14 protein-coding genes are annotated in these 18,817 nt (G+C 74.0%); 4 read left to right on the top strand and 10 right to left on the bottom strand.

The window, feature by feature from the left end; genetic code table 11:
• Nucleotides 1–35: 35 nt before the first annotated feature.
• Nucleotides 36–1,724: a bifunctional lysylphosphatidylglycerol flippase/synthetase MprF gene (locus AC1DXT_RS10035; RefSeq protein WP_477061210.1), complete on the top strand. Its 1,689-nt coding sequence runs from the start codon at nucleotides 36–38 to the stop codon at nucleotides 1,722–1,724.
• Nucleotides 1,725–2,528: 804 nt separating this feature from the next.
• On the opposite strand, the gene acs is transcribed toward AC1DXT_RS10035, so the two are convergent.
• The 3 genes from acs to AC1DXT_RS10050 form a co-directional block, all read right to left on the bottom strand.
• Nucleotides 2,529–4,529, bottom strand: coding sequence for an acetate--CoA ligase (gene acs / locus AC1DXT_RS10040; RefSeq protein ID WP_477061211.1), 2,001 nt, complete (start codon nucleotides 4,527–4,529; stop codon nucleotides 2,529–2,531).
• 92 nt (nucleotides 4,530–4,621) lie between these two features.
• A complete protein-coding gene (locus AC1DXT_RS10045; RefSeq protein ID WP_477061212.1) occupies nucleotides 4,622–5,641 on the bottom strand; it encodes a hypothetical protein in 1,020 nt (339 codons plus the stop codon).
• Nucleotides 5,642–5,696: 55 nt separating this feature from the next.
• Complete coding sequence (locus AC1DXT_RS10050; RefSeq protein WP_477061213.1) at nucleotides 5,697–6,542, bottom strand: formate/nitrite transporter family protein; 846 nt, start codon at nucleotides 6,540–6,542, stop codon at nucleotides 5,697–5,699.
• 88 nt (nucleotides 6,543–6,630) lie between these two features.
• Here AC1DXT_RS10050 and AC1DXT_RS10055 point away from each other — a divergent pair, with 88 nt between their 5' ends.
• On the top strand, nucleotides 6,631–7,701 hold the full coding sequence (locus AC1DXT_RS10055; RefSeq protein ID WP_477061214.1) for an NADH:flavin oxidoreductase/NADH oxidase: 1,071 nt from the start codon (nucleotides 6,631–6,633) through the stop codon (nucleotides 7,699–7,701).
• Here AC1DXT_RS10055 and hutI read toward each other — a convergent pair.
• Genes hutI through hutH form a run of 5 tightly spaced genes read right to left on the bottom strand, consistent with a single transcriptional unit; the run spans nucleotide 7,698 to nucleotide 14,470 of the window.
• A complete protein-coding gene (hutI, locus tag AC1DXT_RS10060; RefSeq protein WP_477061215.1) occupies nucleotides 7,698–8,840 on the bottom strand; it encodes an imidazolonepropionase in 1,143 nt (380 codons plus the stop codon). The two genes, AC1DXT_RS10055 and hutI, sit on opposite strands and share 4 nt — an antisense overlap.
• Nucleotides 8,837–10,150, bottom strand: a complete 1,314-nt coding sequence (locus AC1DXT_RS10065; RefSeq protein WP_477061216.1) for a formimidoylglutamate deiminase — start codon at nucleotides 10,148–10,150, stop codon at nucleotides 8,837–8,839. The genes hutI and AC1DXT_RS10065 overlap by 4 nt, the downstream gene beginning before the upstream one ends.
• Nucleotides 10,147–11,310, bottom strand: coding sequence for an allantoate amidohydrolase (locus AC1DXT_RS10070; RefSeq protein ID WP_477061217.1), 1,164 nt, complete (start codon nucleotides 11,308–11,310; stop codon nucleotides 10,147–10,149). The genes AC1DXT_RS10065 and AC1DXT_RS10070 overlap by 4 nt, the downstream gene beginning before the upstream one ends.
• Nucleotides 11,307–12,965 (bottom strand): urocanate hydratase, encoded by a 1,659-nt coding sequence (hutU, locus tag AC1DXT_RS10075; RefSeq protein WP_477061218.1) that lies wholly within the window; start codon nucleotides 12,963–12,965, stop codon nucleotides 11,307–11,309. The genes AC1DXT_RS10070 and hutU overlap by 4 nt, the downstream gene beginning before the upstream one ends.
• Nucleotides 12,962–14,470, bottom strand: a complete 1,509-nt coding sequence (hutH, locus tag AC1DXT_RS10080; protein ID WP_477061219.1) for a histidine ammonia-lyase — start codon at nucleotides 14,468–14,470, stop codon at nucleotides 12,962–12,964. The genes hutU and hutH overlap by 4 nt, the downstream gene beginning before the upstream one ends.
• Nucleotides 14,471–14,556: 86 nt before the next feature.
• Between hutH and AC1DXT_RS10085 the strand changes: the two genes are divergently transcribed.
• Nucleotides 14,557–15,291 carry an IclR family transcriptional regulator gene (locus AC1DXT_RS10085; protein ID WP_477061220.1) on the top strand — a complete coding sequence of 245 codons (735 nt, stop codon included), beginning with the start codon at nucleotides 14,557–14,559 and terminating at the stop codon, nucleotides 15,289–15,291.
• Here AC1DXT_RS10085 and AC1DXT_RS10090 read toward each other — a convergent pair.
• Complete coding sequence (locus tag AC1DXT_RS10090) at nucleotides 15,288–16,682, bottom strand: NAD-dependent malic enzyme (RefSeq protein WP_477061221.1); 1,395 nt, start codon at nucleotides 16,680–16,682, stop codon at nucleotides 15,288–15,290. The two genes, AC1DXT_RS10085 and AC1DXT_RS10090, sit on opposite strands and share 4 nt — an antisense overlap.
• Before the next feature lie 34 nt (nucleotides 16,683–16,716).
• Here AC1DXT_RS10090 and AC1DXT_RS10095 point away from each other — a divergent pair, with 34 nt between their 5' ends.
• The gene (locus AC1DXT_RS10095) at nucleotides 16,717–17,538 is read left to right on the top strand and encodes a Fic family protein (RefSeq protein WP_477061222.1); all 822 of its coding nucleotides are present in this window, start codon (nucleotides 16,717–16,719) and stop codon (nucleotides 17,536–17,538) included.
• A gap of 270 nt (nucleotides 17,539–17,808) precedes the next feature.
• On the opposite strand, the gene AC1DXT_RS10100 is transcribed toward AC1DXT_RS10095, so the two are convergent.
• Complete coding sequence (locus tag AC1DXT_RS10100; protein ID WP_477061223.1) at nucleotides 17,809–18,615, bottom strand: HAD family hydrolase; 807 nt, start codon at nucleotides 18,613–18,615, stop codon at nucleotides 17,809–17,811.
• Nucleotides 18,616–18,817 lie beyond the last annotated feature (202 nt).

Raw genomic sequence — 18,817 nt, forward strand, 5'->3', positions numbered from 1 at the left:
GCCGCCGGGAAGGTCCCGACGGGCACACTGGGGCGATGACGGCCAGCCCCGGTCTCGCGCCCAGCTCCGCACGGTCGGCCATCGAGGAGCAGCGCCGCAGGAGCCGCGTCCGGGTGGTGGCCTCGCGCGTCGTGCTCGTCCTCGCGATCCTCGGGCTGCTGTCGGCGGTGGTGCACCCGCTCTGGAAGCGCATGGGCTTCGTGCGGGACCTCGTCCCCGGGCTGGTCGAGCACACGGCCCGGCCGACGCTCGTGCTCGTGTCCGTCGTCCTGCTGCTCACCGCCCGCGGCCTGCGGCGTGGGCACCGGCTCGCGTGGATCGCGACGATCGTGGCCCTCGCGGTCTCCGCCGCGCTGCACCTGGCGAAGGGCCCGGACCTCCTGGCGGCGGTCGTCGTCGCGGTGGGCGCAGGCTGGCTGGCGGCCCGTGGCAGCGCGTTCCCGGTGCTCCCCACCCGGCACGCGGTCCGGCAGGCGGTCGTCGGGCTCGTCGTCGCAGCCGCGTGCGTCGTCGTCCTGCTCGCCGGGCTCGTGGTCTGGGTGGTCGTCGCGGACCCCTCCGACGCGGACATCGAACGGCTGGGGCGGTTCCTGGCGCCGGTCACCTACCTGCTGGCCGTCGGCGGGCTCGCAGCCCTGCTCTGGTCCCTGCTCTCGCCGCGGCACCCGCATCGGCTGAGCCCGCAGGACCACCTCGAGGAGCGGGAGCGCGCGCGGCTCGTCGTCCAGGAGCACGGCGGCGGCACCCTCGACTACTTCGCGCTCCGCGACGACAAGGACTGGTTCTTCACCGGACGGTCGGTGGTCGCGCACTCGGTGCGCGGTGGGGTGTGCCTGGTCTCGCCCGACCCCATCGGGCCGGCCGAGGAGAAGGTGCTCGCGTGGGCGGAGTTCCTCGACCACGCCGACGACTTCGGGTGGTCGGTGGCCGTCATCGGCGCGGCGGCCGACTGGCTCCCCGAGTACGAGTCCAGCGGGCTGCGCACCGTCTACCTGGGCGACGAGGCCATCGTCGACTGCCCGACGTTCACGCTCGAGGGGCGCTCCCACAAGTCGCTGCGCCAGGCGGTGAACCGGGTCGCCCGCGCGGGCTACGTCACCACCTTCCACGACCCCGCGACGATCGGCGGCGAGCTCCGGGCGATGATCCAGTCGATGAGCGACGAGTCCCGGCAGGGGGACGTCGAACGCGGCTTCTCGATGACGCTCTCCCGGCTGTTCCAGCCCGCAGACACCGGCCTGATGCTCTCCGTCACGCGGGACCCTGCCGGCCGGGTCGACGCCTTCTGCCAGTGGGTCCCCGCCACCGACATCGGCGGCTGGTCGCTCGACGTGATGCGGCGGCGCACCGACACGGAGGGGCTGCCGAACGGGCTCATCGACGCCACGATCGTCGCGACGATCGCCCACCTCGCCGGTCGCGGTGAGCGTGGGCTCGGCCTGAACTTCGCGATGATGCGCGAGGTGCTCGAGGGCGACCCCGAGGCCGGCTCCCGCATGGACGCGCTGGCCCGGCCGATCCTGCAGCGGTTGTCGCAGGGCACGCAGATGGGCACGCTCAGCACCTTCAACGAGAAGTTCGACCCCGGCTGGGTGCCGCGGTACGTGGTGCTCGACTCGGTCGAGTTCGTCGCCACGCAGGCGCTCGTCCTGGCAGGCGCCGAGGGGGTGACGGAGATCCCGGTGATCGGGCGGTTCCTCGGCTCGATCGGGGCCGCCCCGTGAGCAGTGCCGTGCTCGCGGTGCTCGCGGCGGTCGTCGCGTCCGTCGGCTACGGCGTCAGCACCATCATGCAGGCCGTGGCCACGCGCCGGACCGCGGGCCTGGCCGTGGTCGCGCAGCCCCTGGTCATCGCCGCGTTCGCCGTCGACGGGCTCGCGTGGCTGCTGTCCCTCGTCGCGCTGGACCGGCTGCCGCTGTTCGTCGTGCAGGCGATCATCGCGTCGTCGCTCGTGGTCGTGGTGGTGCTCGCGCGGTTCGTGCTCGGGACCCGGATGCGGGCCGTCGACCGCGTCGCCGTCGTGGTCGTCGTCGGCGCGCTGGTGCTGCTGTCGCTGGCGGGCGGTGACCAGCCGGCGGTGGCCCCGCCCGACGGGTTCGTGCCGACGATGCTGGTGTCCGCCGGCCTCCTCGCAGGCGCCTTCGTGCTGGCCTACCGACGAGGGCACCCGCTCCTGCTCGCGACGATCGCCGGGCTCGGCTACTCCGCCGCGGCGATCGCCGCCCGCGCCGCGCACGCGTCGGGGGGCCTGCTCGACACTGTCCTGCAGCCGCTCGCGCTCGTCATCGTCGTGTCGGGCGTCGTCGCCGCGCTCGCCTACCTGCGGGCGCTCGAGACCGGGCCCGTGGGGTCGGCCGCCGCCACGGTGTCCGTGCTGGAGGTGATCGTGCCGGGGATCGTCGGCATGGTCGTGCTGGGGGACGTGGTCCGGCACGGGTGGGACCCTGCGGCCGTCGTCGGAACCGCCGCGGCGCTCGCCGGGTGCATCGCTCTCGCGACGAGCCCGGCGAACGCCGCGGCAGAGACCGTCAGTCCTCCTGCTTCGCCCCCGGCGCGGACAGACCCCGCGCGATCAGGTCCATCACGGAGGAGTCCGCCAGCGTCGTCGCGTCCCCGACCTGACGGTTCTCCGCGACGTCCCGCAGGAGGCGGCGCATGATCTTCCCGGAGCGCGTCTTGGGCAGCTCCGCGACGACCAGGATCTGCCGAGGCTTGGCGATCGGGCCGATCTCCTTGGCCACGTGGTTGCGCAGCTCGGTCTGCACGGCGTCGGCCTCCTGGTCGCCACCGCCCGCGTCGCCGCGCAGGATGACGAACGCGACGACCGCCTGCCCGGTGGTCTCGTCGGCCGCACCGACGACCGCGGCCTCCGCGACCCACGGGTGCGACACCAGGGCCGACTCGATCTCCGTGGTCGACAGCCGGTGACCGGACACGTTCATCACGTCGTCCACCCGGCCGAGCAGCCAGATGTCGCCGTCGTCGTCCTTCTTGGCGCCGTCGCCCGCGAAGTACAGGCCCTTGAAGCGCGACCAGTACGTGTCGACGTAGCGGTCCGGGTCACCCCAGATCCCGCGGAGCATCGCCGGCCACGGCTCGGTGAGCACGAGGTACCCGCCGGACCCATTCGGCACCGGCTGCGCGTCGTCGTCGACCACGTCCGCCGCGATGCCCGGCAGCGGCACCTGCGCGGACCCGGGCTTGGTCTCGGTGACACCCGGCAGCGGGCTGATCATGATGCCGCCGGTCTCGGTCTGCCACCAGGTGTCGACGATGGGCGCACGGTCGCCGCCGATCACCCGGCGGTACCACATCCAGGCCTCGGGGTTGATCGGCTCACCGACCGACCCCAGCACGCGCAGGCTCGACAGGTCGAACTTGCCGGGGATCTCCGAGCCCCACTTCATGCAGGTCCGGATGGCGGTGGGGGCGGTGTAGAGGATCGAGACCTTGTACTTCTCGATGATCTCCCACCAGCGGCCGCGGTGCGGGGTGTCGGGCGTGCCCTCGTAGATGACCTGCGTGGCGCCGTTGATGAGCGGACCGTAGACGACGTAGGTGTGGCCCGTGATCCAGCCGATGTCCGCCGTGCACCAGTAGACGTCGGTCTCCGGCTTGAGGTCGAAGACGTTGCGGTGCGTGTACGCCGCCTGGGTCAGGTACCCGCCCGTGGTGTGGAAGATGCCCTTCGGCTTCCCGGTGGTGCCCGACGTGTACAGGATGAACAGCGGGTGCTCGGCCTCGACCGCGACGGGTGTGTGCTGGTCGCTCGCGGTGTCGACGACGTCCGACCACCACACGTCGACCTCGTCGTTCCACGCGACGTCCTGGCCGGTCCGCCTCACGACGAGGACGTGCTGGACCGACGGCGTGCCCTTGGTCAGCGCCTCGTCGACGGCCGGCTTCAGCGCGCTGGCGGACCCGCGCCGGTACCCCCCGTCCGCGGTGACGACGAGCTTGGCCTCGGCGTCGTTGATCCGGGTGCTCAGCGCCTCGGCCGAGAAGCCGCCGAACACCACCGAGTGCGGGGCGCCGATGCGCGCGCAGGCCAGCATCGTGACGACGGCCTCGGGGATGAGCGGCAGGTAGATGGCGACGCGGTCGCCCGTGCCGACCCCCAGCGCGGTGAACGCGTTCGCGGCCTTGGACACCTCCCGCTGCAGGTCTGCGTACGTGACCGTGCGGGTGTCGCCGCCCTCGCCCTCGAAGTGCAGCGCGACGCGGTCCCCGTGGCCGGCCTCGACGTGCCGGTCGACCGCGTTGTACGCGGCGTTCAGCGTGCCGTCGGCGAACCAGCGGACGAACGGCGCGTTCGACCAGTCGAGGACCTCCTCGAACGGCGTCTCCCAGCTGAGCAGCTCACGGGCCTGCTCCGCCCAGAAGCTGGGCCGGTCGGCGTTCGCCCACGCGTACAGGCCGCGCTGCGCGTTGGCCTGGTCCGCGAACTCGGGCGTCGGGGGGAACCGGCGGTCCTCGGTGAGCAGGTTCTCGAGGCCGGGCTCGTGGGTCTCGGGCGGGGTGTCGGTCACGAGGACCACCTCCTGTGCAGCGACGTCGATGCAGGTGGACCGGGGTCCGGAAACGCACTCTAGCCGGAGACGAGCGCGCTCACGCCCCCCGCTCAGACGCGGTGGCGCTCGCGGAACTCCCCGAGGTGGACCCCACGACGGCGCGCTGCGGCCGCCACGAGCCCCGCCAGCAGGAGCAGGAACCCGACGGCGAGCACCATCCCCGACGTGCCCGCGACCGTCACCTGCGTGACCGTGACCCGCCAGCCCGACGACGTGAGGAGGTTGAGCGTCTGCTCGCGGGCGATCGACGGCAGGTACAGGTAGACGATGCCGGCGAGGGTGAGCACGGTGCCCGCCGTGATCGGGACCGACGGCGTCCACAGCCCGAGCAGCAGGACCGCGCCGAGGAGCAGCAGGCCCACCGTGACCAGCACGATGCCGAGCACCTCGGTGGAGGCGTCCCAGCCGTCGACCTGCGCGTCGAGGATCTGCGCCTCGCCGATCAGCAGGACCGCGGCGCCGACCGGTCCGAGGATCAGGCCGACCAGCACGCCGAGGATGTGGGAGCCGACCGTGGTGCTGCGCGGGGCGTTCGGGTCCGGGAACAGGTGATCGTCGCCGGTGGCGGTCGGTGCCGGGGCGGCGAACGCGGCGGGTGCTGCGGCGGTCGCGGGAGCGGGCGCGGGGGCTGCCGGCTCCGCGGTGGAGGCCTCGACGGGTGCGGCGGGCTCGACGGGCTGCGTGGCCGAGGCGACGACCGGGTCCGGGGCGGGCTCGTCGGGCGGCGTGGGTGCCGGGCGGACGACCGCGTGCCGGCCGGTGTCCAGGCTCGCCTCCGAGGAGGTGCGTGCCGCGGCGGGAAGGGTCCCGGTGGTCGCAGGCAGCTCGGCCCCGGGGGTCCCGGCGACCGGTTCGGTGACCGGCTCGGTGGCCGGTCCGGTGACCGGCTCGGCTGCCCGCGCGTCGGGCTCGGGCTCGGTCGGGGCCGGCGGGTCCAGGGTCTCGACGGTCGGCGCGACCTCGTGGGCCGGGGCGTCGTCGGCGCCCGGCGTCGTCTGCTCGATCGAGGTGTCCGTCTCGTCGGGACGGTCGGTCGCGCCGCCGGGGCGGTGCGGGTCGGAGGTGCTCATGCGTGCTCCTCGAAGCTGGCCACTCGGGCGGCGTCGGGCGGCGCCGCTGTTCGAGTCACCGTATTGCCAGCGGCTCCCGGTCGCCGTGCAGCGCGCCCGAGTCGGACGATCCGGGCTGCTCGAGGGACGGTCGCGGACGGCTGCCGTAGGCGTACGCGGCCCCGACCAGGATCCCGCCGCCGATCAGGTTGCCGAGGCCCACGAGGGCGATGTTCCGGGCCATCTCGGCGACGGTCGCACCCGGCAGGCTGCCGTACAGGCCGAGCGAGAACGTGGTCATGTTGGCGACCACGTGCTCGAAGCCGGACGTGATGAACACCATGACGCACGCGAAGATCACCGCGATCCGCGCGCCCTCGCTGCGCAAGCGCGCCGCGCACCAGATGGCCAGGCAGACCATCACGTTGCAGAGGATCCCGCGGACCAGCAGCTGCACCGACGTCTCGTGGGCCTTGTGCTCGACCATGCTCGCCAGGACCGCGCCGCCGGCCGTGCCGGGTGCCAGGACGCCGGAGACGTGCACGAGGAACGCGAAGGCCATGGCGCCCAGCAGGTTGCCGCCCATGCACGCCAGCAGGATCACGGCGGCCCGTCCCCAGCTGATCGCGCCCCGGATCGCCCCCTGCGTGAGGATCATCATGGCCGAGGTCGCCAGCTCGCCCCCGGCGACCACCACGACGGTGAGGGCGACGCCGAACACCAGGCCCTGCACGAGCGGGGTGAACGGGGACTGCGCCACGAACAGCGGACCGCCCGCGGTGGCCATGATGAGGACGCCGATGCCGATGTAGGCGCCGGCCAGCATGGTGCGCACGAGGTACACCCCCGGCGTCGCCATCAGATCGACCTTGTGGTGGGCGGCGACCGCCTGGGCGTCGACCGCGTCGGGGATGCTCAGCACCCGTCCATGGTCGCGCGACGGCGTCGACGTGATGGGGGTCCTAGGGCCCGGGGGAATCGAGGGCGGCCGTCGTCGGTTGCGACCGCACGTGACCCTTCTCTTCTCGCCGCTCACCCTCCGGGGGACCACGTTCGCCAACCGTGCCTGGCTGGCGCCGATGTGCCAGTACTCGGCCGTCGACGGAAGCCCCAACGACTGGCACCTGGTCCACCTGGGCTCGCGGGCCTCGGGCGGGTTCGGGCTGCTGATCGCCGAGGCGACCGCGGTGGTGCCCGAGGGTCGGATCTCCCCGGAGGACACCGGGCTGTGGCACGACCTGCACGTCGCCGAGTGGCGCCGGATCACCGACTTCGTGCACGAGCGGGGGACGCTGATCGGCGTGCAGCTGGCGCACGCGGGCCGCAAGGCGTCGACGTTCTCCCCGTTCGCCGCCGGTCGCGGCTCGGTGCCGGCCGAGCAGGGCGGCTGGACCACCGTCGGCCCGTCGGGTGTCGCCTTCCCGGGCCTCGCGACGCCGCTCGCGCTGACCCTCGACGAGATCGCCCGCATCCCCGCGGCGTTCGCCGACGCCGCGCGCCGGGCCGACGACGCCGGCTTCGACGTCGTCGAGCTGCACGCGGCCCACGGCTACCTCCTGCACCAGTTCCTCTCGCCGCTGTCCAACGACCGCGACGACGAGTACGGCGGCACGCTGGAGAACCGCGCCCGGCTGCTCGTGGAGACCGCCGACGCCGTGCGCGCCGCGTGGCCCGACGACAAGCCCCTGTTCGTGCGGCTGTCCGCGACCGACTGGGTCGAGGGCGGGCTCACCGTCGACGAGGTGGCGCAGGTGGCCAAGGAGCTCGGCGGACACGGGGTGGACCTGGTCGACGTGTCCACCGGCGGCAACGCGCCCGCGTCGATCCCCGTCGGCCCCGGGTACCAGGTGCCCGCGGCGCGCGAGGTGCGCGAGACGTCGGGTCTGCCTGTCGCCGCTGTCGGCCTGCTGACCGATCCGGCGCAGGCGGAGGCCGTGCTGGCCGACGGGTCCGCGGACGCGGTCCTGCTGGGCCGCGAAGGCCTGCGCGACCCGTTCTGGCCGCTGCGTGCCGCGCACGAGCTGGGTGCGGCGGACGTCGAGGCCTGGCAGCCGCAGTACCGCCGGGCCACCTGGGCCTAGACGGTCAGCGCCCGGGCGATCGGCACCCCGGGCCGGTAGGCCAGGTGCCGGTAGCTCGGGGCGTCGAGCACGGCGAGGTCCGCGCGGGCGCCGACCCGCAGGTGGCCGACGTCGTCGCGGAGCAGGGCGTGCGCGCCCCCGAGGGTCGCAGCCCGGACCGCCTCGGCGACCGTCATCCGCATCTCGCGGACGGCGAGCGCGATCATCAGCGGCATCGACGTCGAGTAGCACGTGCCCGGGTTGCAGTCGCTGGCCAGCGCGACCTCGACGCCCGCGTCGAGCATGCGCCGCGCGTCCGGGTACGGCGAGCGGGTGGAGAACTCCACACCGGGCAGCAGGGTGGCGACCGTGCGCGAGTCGGCGAGGGCCGCGACGTCCGCGTTGGACAGGTACGTGCAGTGGTCGACGCTCGCGGCACCGAGCTCGAGGGCGAGCTGGACGCCCGGGCCTGGCGCGAGCTGGTTGGCGTGCACCCGCAGGCCGAGACCCGCAGCCCGTGCGGCGACCAGCACCTCGCGGGCCTCGTCCCCGTCGAACGCGAGTGGGCTGGCCGGCTCGCAGAACACGTCCGCCCACCGGGCGTGCGGCGCGCAGGCCTCGAGCATCGGCCCCGTCACGAGGGCGAGGTAGTCGGCCCGGTCGACGCCCGGCGGCACGACGTGGGCGCCCAGGAAGGTCGTCTCCGGCGTGACCTCGCCGGCCAGGCGGAGCAGGCGCACCTCCGTCTCGACGTCGAGGCCGTAGCCGCTCTTGATCTCCAGGGTGGTGGTGCCCTGGCCGCGGGCCTCGTCGACGAGGCTGCGCAGCCGCGCGCGGAGCCGGTCCTCGGACGTCGCCCGGGTGGCGGCGACCGTCGTCGTGATGCCGCCGCCGGTGTAGACCGTGCCGGCCATGCGGGCCTCGAACTCGGCCGACCGGTCGCCGCCGAACACCAGGTGCGTGTGGGAGTCGACGAAGCCCGGGACCACCGCGGCGCCGGCGAGGTCGGTGCGACGGTCGGCGTCGGGGGCGTCCGCGGCGGGACCGACCCAGGCGACCCGGCCGTCCTCGGACACCAGCGCGGCGTCGAGCAGGGGCCTGCCGAAGCGGTCGTCGTGCGTCGTCAGCTCACCGATGCCGGTGACCAGGTGCGACGTCATCGGGTCTCCTCCCACGCGGCGCGGACCGCCGTGCCCAGCATGGCCCCGACGTCTCCGAGCACGTGCCTACCGCCCTCGACCCGCACGACGCCGCCGACCACGACGGTGTCGACGTCGGCGCTGCCCGCGACCAGGACCAGCTGGGCGGGGTCGGCTCCGGCTGTCCGCGGTGTGTCGGTGCGGACGGCGACCAGGTCGGCCGGGGCGCCGACGGCCAGGCGTCCGCCCGTGGGGTCGCCGAGGCTCATGTGACCGCCGGTCGTCAGGAGGGCGACCAGCTCGGCGGGGGTGAGGACCCCGCGGGACTCCTTGGCCAGGCGCTCGTGCATCTCGACGGACCGCGCCTCCGCCAGCAGGTCGGTGCGGACGTGCTGGTCGCTGCCGACGCTCAGGCGTGCGCCCGCCGACTGCAGGAGGGCGCCGGGCGCGATGCCGTCGCCGAGGTCCTGCTCGGTGGACGGGCACAGGCAGATCCCGGTCCGCGTCGAGCCGAGGATCGCGACGTCCTCCGGCGTCACGTGGACGGCGTGGACCGCGGTGGTGCTCGGGCCGAGGGCGCCCGCGTCCTCGAGCACCCGGGTCGGGGTGGCGCCGAACGTGGCCAGCGCCTGCTCGTTCTCGAGCCGCTGCTCGGACAGGTGCACGTGCAGCGGGCGGCCGGTGGCGTGCGCGGCGATCCGGGGGAGGTCGTCCAGGGGGACCGCGCGCACGGAGTGGATCGCCGCGCCGACCGTGAGGGTGTCGTCCGGGCGCAGTGCCGCGACCCGGGTGGCCCAGGCGTCGGCGTCGTGGTCGCCGAACCGTCGCTGGACGCCCTCCAGCGGCGCGTCGATCCCGCCGGTCAGGTACGCGGTGTCCAGGAGCGTGATCCGCAGGCCGGCCTCGCGCGCGGCGGTGCGCAGGGCCTCGGCCATGACGTTGGGGTCGTCGTACGGGGTGCCGCCGGGGCCGTGGTGCAGGTAGTGGAACTCGCCGACCGCGGTGACACCGGCGAGGACCATCTCGGCATAGGTGGCGCGGGCGAGGTCCAGGTACGTGTCGGGGGTCAGGGCCGCGGCGAGCGCGTACATGCGGTCCCGCCACGTCCAGAACGTGCCGCCGTCGTCGTGCGTGCGGCCCCGCAGCGCGCGGTGGAACGCGTGGGAGTGCGTGTTGGCGAAGCCGGGCAGGACGACGCCGGGCAGCCGGTGGTCGTCCGGGCGCGCCGGCCCCCGGTCGACGGCGGTGATCCGGCCGTCGGACACCGTGACGCGGACGTCGCCCTGCAGGCCGTCGGGGAGCCACGCGTGCGCGGCCCAGTACGTGGTCACGTGAGCAACCGTCCCAGCACCGCCGCGAGCGCGTCGATGCCCGCGACGCAGTCCGCCTCGTCGGCGTCCTCCGCGGGCGCGTGCGAGATGCCCGACGGGTTGCGGACGAAGAGCATCGCCGTGGGGATGCCCGCGGCCGCGAGGATCCCCGCGTCGTGACCCGCGCCCGTGCCCAGGCGTGGGGGGTCGTCCAGTGCTCCCGCGACGACGTCCGCGAGGTCGGCGTCGAGCACGGTGACGGGAGTCCAGGACTCCTCCTGCGGGGCGTACGCGGCCAGGGACGCGAGGACCGCGCGGACCGCGGACTCCTCCGACGCGCGGACGTCGAGCCACGCAGTGACCTGCGACGGGATCGCGTTCACGCCGTTCGGGTCCACCCGCAGCTTCCCGACGGTGGCCAGCGCGCCGGCATCCTCAGCACCCCGCCTGACCTGCGCGATCAGCGCCGCGAGGTCGAGCATCGGGTCGCGCCGGTCGGCGAGCGGGGTGGTCCCGGCGTGGTTGGCCTCGCCGCGCAGCTCCACGCGCCAGCGGCCGTGCGGCCAGATCATCCGGCCGACGCCCACCGCGTCGCCGGTGTGCACGAGCGCGCGGCCCTGCTCGACGTGCAGCTCGACGAAGGACGCGATCCGGCGCAGGGCGTGCGGGTCAGGGCCGAGCTCCGCGGGGTCGCGGCCGGCTGTGCGCAGGGCCTCGGCCATGCTCACCCCGTCGGCATCGCGTAGCCCTCGTGCCCGGTCCGCGTCGAGCACACCGGTGATCAGCCGCGACCCGGCGCACGCGACGCCGAAGCGGGCACCCTCCTCGTCGACGAAGTTCACGATCCCCAGCGGCCGTACCGGCGTCACGCCGCGCTCCCGCAGGAGGTCGAGCGCCGCGAACCCGCTGACCACCCCGAGCGGCCCGTCGAACGCGCCGCCGCCCGGGACGGAGTCGAGGTGGCTGCCGGTGACGATCCCGGGGGTCGCGTCAGGGTCGCCCCACCACGCCCACTGGTTGCCCGCCCGGTCGGTGACCAGGTCGAGGCCCCGGGCCTGCGCCTCGCCCGCGAACCACTCGCGCAGGGTGTGGTCCTCGCGCGTCCACGCGAACCGGCGGTAACCACCGTCGACGGCACGTCCGACCGGCGCCAGGTCGGCCCACGTGCCGGCGAACGTCACGAGTCCTCCCGCATCGGGACGCGCAGCCCGTTCGCCGTCGCCACCTCGTCGGCCCGCGGGTAGCCGGCGTCGACGTGCCGCAGCACGCCCATGGCCGGGTCGTTGGAGAGCACCCGGGCCAGCTTGCGCGCGGCCAGGTCGGTCCCGTCGGCCACGGACACCTGCCCGGCGTGGATCGAGCGGCCCATGCCGACGCCGCCGCCGTGGTGGATCGACACCCAGGTGGCGCCCGACGAGGCCGCGACCAGCGCGTTCAGCAGAGGCCAGTCGGCGATCGCGTCGGAGCCGTCGGCCATCCCCTCGGTCTCGCGGTACGGGGAGGCGACCGAGCCGGCGTCGAGGTGGTCGCGGCCGATGACGAGAGGCGCCGTGACGTCCCCGGAGGCCACGAGCTCGTTGAACCGCAGCCCCGCCCGGTCGCGCTCCCCGTGCCCGAGCCAGCAGATGCGCGCCGGGAGCCCCTGGAACGCCACGCGGTCCTGCGCGGCCCGGATCCAGCGGTGCAGGTGGTCGTCGTCGGGGAACAGGTCGAGCACCGCCTGGTCGGTCACCGCGATGTCGTGCGGGTTTCCCGACAGCGCGGCCCAGCGGAACGGCCCCTTGCCCTCGGCGAACAGCGGCCGGATGTACGCGGGGACGAACCCGGGGAAGTCGAACGCGCGCTCGTACCCACCTTGCCGGGCCTCGTCGCGGATCGAGTTGCCGTAGTCGAACACCTCGGCACCGGCGTCGAGGAACCCGACCATCGCCTCGACGTGCCGGGCCATCGACTCGCGCGCCCGCTCGGTGAACTCCTCCGGCTTGGCGGCGGCGTAGGACGCCCAGTCGGCCACCTCGACCCCGACGGGGAGGTAGCTCAGCGGGTCGTGCGCGGACGTCTGGTCGGTGACGACGTCGACCTCGACCCCGCGGCGCAGCAGCTCGGGCAGCACGGTCGCGCAGTTGCCGACGACGCCGATGGAGAGCGCTGTTCTGGTCGCCCTCGCGTCGCTGACCAGCGCGATCGCCTCGTCGAGGCTCGTCGCCACCCGGTCGAGGTAACGCTCGCGGACCCGCCGCTGCAACCGGTCGCCGTCGACGTCGACGATCAGGCACGCGCCCCCGTTGAGCGTGACCGCGAGGGGTTGCGCGCCACCCATACCTCCGCAGCCGCCGGTCACGGTCAGCGTGCCCGCCAGCGTCCCGCCGAACCGCTTCGCGGCCACCGCGGCCAGCGTCTCGTACGTGCCCTGGAGGATCCCCTGCGTGCCGATGTAGATCCACGACCCCGCGGTCATCTGCCCGTACATGGTCAGCCCGAGCTGCTCCAGCCGCCGGAACTCCGGCCAGGTCGCCCAGTCGCCGACGAGGTTCGAGTTGGCGATCAGCACGCGCGGCGCCCACTCGTGCGTGGTGAGCACGCCGACCGGCTTGCCGGACTGGACCAGCAGGGTCTCGTCGTCGCCGAGCGTGGTCAGGGTCCGCACGATGGCGTCGTACGCGTCCCACGACCGGGCGGCCTTGCCTGTGCCGCCGTAGACCACCAGGTCGTCCGGGCGCTCGGCCACCTCCGGGTCAAGGTTGTTCATGAGCATGCGCAGCGGCGCCTCGGTCTGCCAGCTGCGGGCGGTGAGCGTGGTGCCGCGCGGGGCGCGGACGGGGCGGGGGCCGGTCATGAGCGGGCTCCTAGCTGTGCGGCGACGGAGCCGTCACGGACGGCGTCTGCGGCGGTCTCGAGGTCGGGGGAGAGGTAGCTGTCCGGGCCGGGGCCGGGGATGCCGCGCGCCCGCAGGAGGTCCTTCACCGCACGTGTGATCGGCGACGGCTCCAGGGGTGCTCGAAGGTCCTGCGCTCGCGCGGCGGTGAGCAGCTCGATGCCGAGCACCCGGGTCAGGGCGTCGATCGACCGGCGCAGCTTGCGGGCCGCGTGCCAGCCCATCGACACGTGGTCCTCCTGCATGGCCGACGACGGGATCGAGTCGACGCTGGCCGGCACCGCGAGGCGTTTGAGCTCGCTGACCAGCCCGGCGGCCGTGTACTGCGCGATCATCAGGCCGGAGTCGACGCCGGGGTCGTGCGCGAGGAACGCCGGCAGGCCGTGGTTGCGCGAGACGTCGAGGAACCGGTCGGTGCGGCGCTCGGACATGCTCGCGACGTCGGCCACGGCGATCGCGAGGAAGTCGAGCACGTACCCGACCGGGGCGCCGTGGAAGTTTCCGTTGGACTCGACGCGGCCGTCGTCGGTGATCACGGGGTTGTCGATCGCCGCGGCCAGCTCGCGCTCGGCCACGGTGCGCGCGTGCTCGACGGTGTCGCGGGCGGCCCCGTGCACCTGCGGCGCGCACCGCAGCGAGTAGGCGTCCTGCACACGGGTGCACTCGGGGGTCTTGTGGCTGGCCATGATCCCGGAGCCGTGGAGGACCGCGCGGATGTTCGCGGCGGAGGTGGCCTGTCCGGGGTGCGGGCGAAGACCCTGGAGGTCGGCCGCGAAGACGGCGTCGGTGCCGAGCAGGGACTCGACGCTCATCGCGGCGGCGATGTCGGCGGTGTCCAGCAGGACGTCCAGGTCGTGCAGGGCGAGGGCGAGCATGCCGAGCATGCCGTCGGTGCCGTTGATGAGGGCCAGACCCTCCTTCTCGGTGAGCGTGTGACCCGGAGGGCGGTTCTCCAGGAGCGCCCCGGTGGCGTCGCGCACGTCGCCCTCGCCCATCAGTGCCAGCGCGCAGTGGGCCAGCGGTGCGAGGTCGCCGGAGCAGCCGAGCGAGCCGTACTCGCGGACGACGGGCGTGATCCCGGCGTCGAGCATCGCGGCGTACGCGCTCGCGGTCTCCGGGCGGACGCCGGTGTGCCCGGTGGCCAGGGTCGACAGCCTCAGCAGCATGAGCGCGCGGACCACCTCCCGTTCGACCTCGGGACCCGTGCTGGCGGCGTGCGAGCGGACCAGGCTGCGCTGCAGGTCCAGGCGCTTGTCGGCCGGGATCGACAGGGTGGCCAGGGCGCCGAAGCCGGTGGAGATGCCGTAGTGCGGCCGGGTGTCGGCGGCGAGCTCGTCGACCACCGCCCGGCCACGCGCGATCGCGGTCAGCGCCTCGTCGGAGAGCCGCACGCCCGCTCCGTTCCGGGCGACCGCGACGACGTCGGCGATCGAGACGGGTCCGGTGCCGACGACGACGGTGCTCATGGTTCATGACACCGCGTGCTCCGCGTGGGGCGTAGGTGTCGCGCACGGATAGTGTCTGGGATCTCAGACAACGTCGGGAGGACCCGGTGAGCACCGTGCCCGCGGCGGACGCCACGCTGCGCCTGCTCCGCCACCTGTCCCGAACGGGCCCGCTGCCCGCGGCCGCACTGGCGACCGCCCTCGACCTCCCGCGGTCCACCACGTACCACCTGCTCGCGGTCCTCACCGAGCACGGCTTCGTCGTCCACCTGCCCGAGGAGCGCCGGTACGGCCTGGGCCTCGGTGCGTTCGAGCTGGGCTCGGCCTACTCACGGCAGGCGCCGCTGGCACGCGCGGCGCGGCCGGTGCTCGCGCGGCTGGTCGACCAGGTGGGCGAGAGCGCGCACCTCGCGGTCCTGCACGGGCGCGACGTCCTGTACGTGGTCGAGGAGCGCGCGGCCGGCCGGCCGGCCCTGGTCACGGACGTCGGGGTGCGGCTCCCGGCCCACCTGACGGCCAGCGGACGCGCGATCCTCGCCGACCTGCCGACCGCCCAGGTGCGCGCGCTGTTCCCCGATCGCGGCGCGTTCGTCGACCGCACCGGTGTCGGCCCGCAGCGCCTGTCCGAGCTGCGGGCGGTCCTCACCGAGGTGCGACGAATCGGCTGGGCGTCCGAGCACGGGGACGTGACCAGCGGGTTCGCGTCCGTCGCCGCGGCCGTGCGGGACCGCACCGGGCACCCCATCGCCGGGCTGGCCGTCACGTTCGCGGACGGCGACGTCCCCGACGGGCTGGTCCGTGCCACGCAGCGCGCGGCCGAGTCCCTGGCGCGAAGGGTCTAGACCTCGATCGTCTCGTGGGCGGCCTTCGTCACCGCGGCGGCGACCACGGTCGTGACCTCCGGGTTGAACACGCTGGGCACGATGTACGTCGGGTTGAGCTCGTCGTCCGTGACCACCGACGCCAGCGCGTAGGCCGCGGCCAGCAGCATGCTGTCCGTGATCCGGTGCGACTGCGCGTCGAGCAGCCCGCGGAAGACGCCCGGGAACGCGAGCACGTTGTTGATCTGGTTGGCGAAGTCGGACCGACCGGTGCCGACGACGGCCGCGTACTGCGCCGCGTCGTCCGGGTCCACCTCCGGGCGGGGGTTCGCCAGCGCGAACACGATCGAGTCCGGCGCCATCGTCGAGACGTCGTGTCCCGTGATGACGTCCGGGGCGGAGACGCCGATGAACACGTCGGCGTCCTTCAGCGCGTCCGGGATGCTGCCCGAGATGCCGCGCGGGTTGGTCATGGACGCGGTCCAGAACAGGGAGGGGTCGAGCCCCGGCCGGTCGGCGCGGACGACACCCTCGATGTCCGCGACGACGACGTCCTTGGCGCCGGCCGCGAGCAGCAGCCTGAGCACGGCCGTGCCGGCGGCGCCCGCGCCCGAGAGCACGATCCGCACGGTGGCCAGGTCCTTGTTCACCACCTTGAGCGCGTTGGTCAGGGCCGCGACGACGACGATGGCGGTGCCGTGCTGGTCGTCGTGGAACACCGGGATGTCCAGGCGCTCGCGCAGCCGGCGCTCGATCTCGAAGCAGCGCGGCGCGGAGATGTCCTCGAGGTTGATGCCCGCGAACACGGGCGCGATCGCGCAGATGGTCTCCACGATCTGATCCACGTCGGTGATGTCCAGCGCGATGGGGAACGCGTCGATGCCCGCGAACCGCTTGAACAGGACCGCCTTGCCCTCCATCACCGGCAGGCTGGCGAGCGGTCCGATGTTGCCGAGCCCCAGCACCGCGGTGCCGTCCGTGACGACCGCGATCGTGTTGCGCTTGATGGTCAGGCGGCGGGCGTCCTCCGGGTGGGCCGCGATCGCCTCGCAGACGCGCGCGACGCCCGGCGTGTACGCCATCGACAGGTCGTCGCGGTTGCGCAGCGGCACCTTGGACTCGATCGAGAGCTTGCCGCCGATGTGCATGAGGAACGTGCGGTCGCTGACGCGCTCGACGACGACGCCGTGCAGCTCCTTGAGCGCGTCGACGATGGACGCGGCGTGCTGCTCGCCCCGCGTGGCGCACGTGACGTCCACCGTCATCTGCTCGTGCCCGGAGGCCGTGACGTCCAGCGCGGTGACGATGCCCCCGGCCTTCTCGATGGCCGTGGTGAGCTCGCTGACGGCGGTCGGCCGGGCCTGCACCTCGAGGCGCGCGGTGATGGACGAGGAGACGCTCGGGGAGACCATTCGAACATTGTGGACTCATCTATAGGGTGACGGCGTGACCGACCCCCTCGCCCCGCTACTCGAGCTCGCCGGGGTGGCCGAGGCGGTCGAGCGCTCGCGGATCGCGTGCGAGGAGCTGCGTTGGCACGAGGCCTACCGGCGGCGGTGGCGCGAGGTGCGCGCCGAGGCCGGCCTGCGGGCCACCCGCGCGTCGTGCGCGATCGAGGGGGCGCGCGTTCCGCTGTCGTTCGTGCGCGAGCTCGCGACCGGTGGCGGCTCCGACCCGGTCGTCGTCGGTGCGTTGAGTGCCACGGTGCTGGTGGAGCAGTGGATGCCGGCGCTCGGGGTGAGCGGGTCGGCCGTGCTCCCGCCGCTGCGCCAGCTGCTCGCCCGCGTGCACTCCGCGGCCGCCGGGGGGTGGCTGGACGAGCCCGACGTCGGCAGGCTGCGGGTCGACCAGGCGCCACAGGACCTCACCGGCCTGGGGCCGGCGCCCGTCGGCGACGAGCTGGCCGCACGCATCGACCTGCTCGACCGCACGGTGCGCACCACGACCGTCCCGGCGCTGGCGGTCGGCGCCGTCGTGCACGGCGAGCTGCTCGCGCTGCGGCCGTTCCTCGGGGGCAACGGGCTGGTCGCGCGGGCCGTCGCACGCCTGTTGCTCACCACCCGGGGCCTCGACCCCACCGGCTCGGTGGTCGCCGAGGTCGTCTGGGCGGACGCGCTGAACCCGTACCTGGGCGCCGTTGCAGGGTTCGCGACGGGGTCGCCGGAGGGGGTGGCGGCGTGGGTTCGCGCGTCCGGCGACGCTGTCGTGCGCGGCGCGGCCGAGGCGCGGGCGATCGCGGACGCGGTACTGGCGGGGTCGCTGGACTGACCCACCGCAGACGAACGACGGCGCCCCGTGGGGCGCCGTCGCCAACAGCGGACCGGAGGGTGATCAAGCGTGCACCGGTGTCGGTCGCGACGGGACCAGCCCGGTCGACCTGCCCATAGGTGGGCTCTCCTGCGCGTGGGTGCCCTCGCGGTCATGCAGTTGTGTTCCTTTGGTACCTCACTTCACGGATCCGCGACAGCCGTGGCGACGACGGTGCAGGCCACCCGGTCGCGCCCGACGGATGCTGGGACGCTCGTCCGCGATGCGGACTCAGCGGCGTCGACGGCTCCGACGGATCGCGACGGCCACCACGACGGCGGCGATCACGACGAGGGTGACGGCTCCCGCCGTGACGATGCGGGCGCGACGCGGGAACAGGGGGACGGGCCGGACGAACGCGAGCGTTCCCCAGCCGCGCTCGATGGCGAGCCTGCGCAGCGCACGGTCGGGGTTCACGGCGAACGCGTGACCGACGGTGCCGAGCATGGGGGCGTCCGTGATCGAGTCCGAGTAGGCGTAGCTGGCGTCGAGGTCGTATCCCTCCTCCTGGGCGAGCTCGCGGATGGCCGACGCCTTGTTCTCCCCGTAGGCGTAGAAGTCGATCTCGCCGGTGTACCGGCCGTCGAGCACGTTCATCCGGGTGGCGATGACGTGGTCCGCGCCGAGGATCGCGGCGATCGGCTCGACCACCTCGGCACCCGATGCCGACACCACCACCACGTCCCGGCCGGCCGCGTGGTGCTCCTCGATGAGTGCGACCGCCTCCGCGTACACCGTCGGGTCGATCGACTCGTGCAGCGTCTCGGCGACGATCGCCGACACCTGCGACACGTCCCAGCCGGCGACCATCCGTGACAGCTGTGCGCGCAGGCGCTCGGTCTGGTCCTCGTCGGCACCGCCGAGCAGGTAGAGCAGCTGCGCGTAGGCGGTCCGCACGACGGAACGGCGCGTGAGCAGGCCCTCGGCGAGGAACGGGCGGGAGAAGGCCGTGGCCGACGAGGTCGCGATGATCGTCTTGTCGAGGTCGAAGAACGCGGCCTCGCGCGACCGATCCTCGTGCGGCGGATCCACGTCCATGCTGCTCCGGGCGGTCGTCGTCGGGGTGCCGTGCGGCTCGCGGCGAGCCTAGTGGCCGACGCCCACACGATGGCGAGCCGCCCCCAGCCCAGCAATCCTCGGTCGGTTTCCCCAGATCCACTCCGCGCAGCCGGCCGGCCCGTCGGTCGCAGCCATATTCGTCGTGCGCCGGCGGCCAGGTCGGACCCCGACGGAAGGTGAC

The sequence above is a fragment of the Cellulomonas sp. P1_G12_2 genome, from assembly GCF_056405535.1.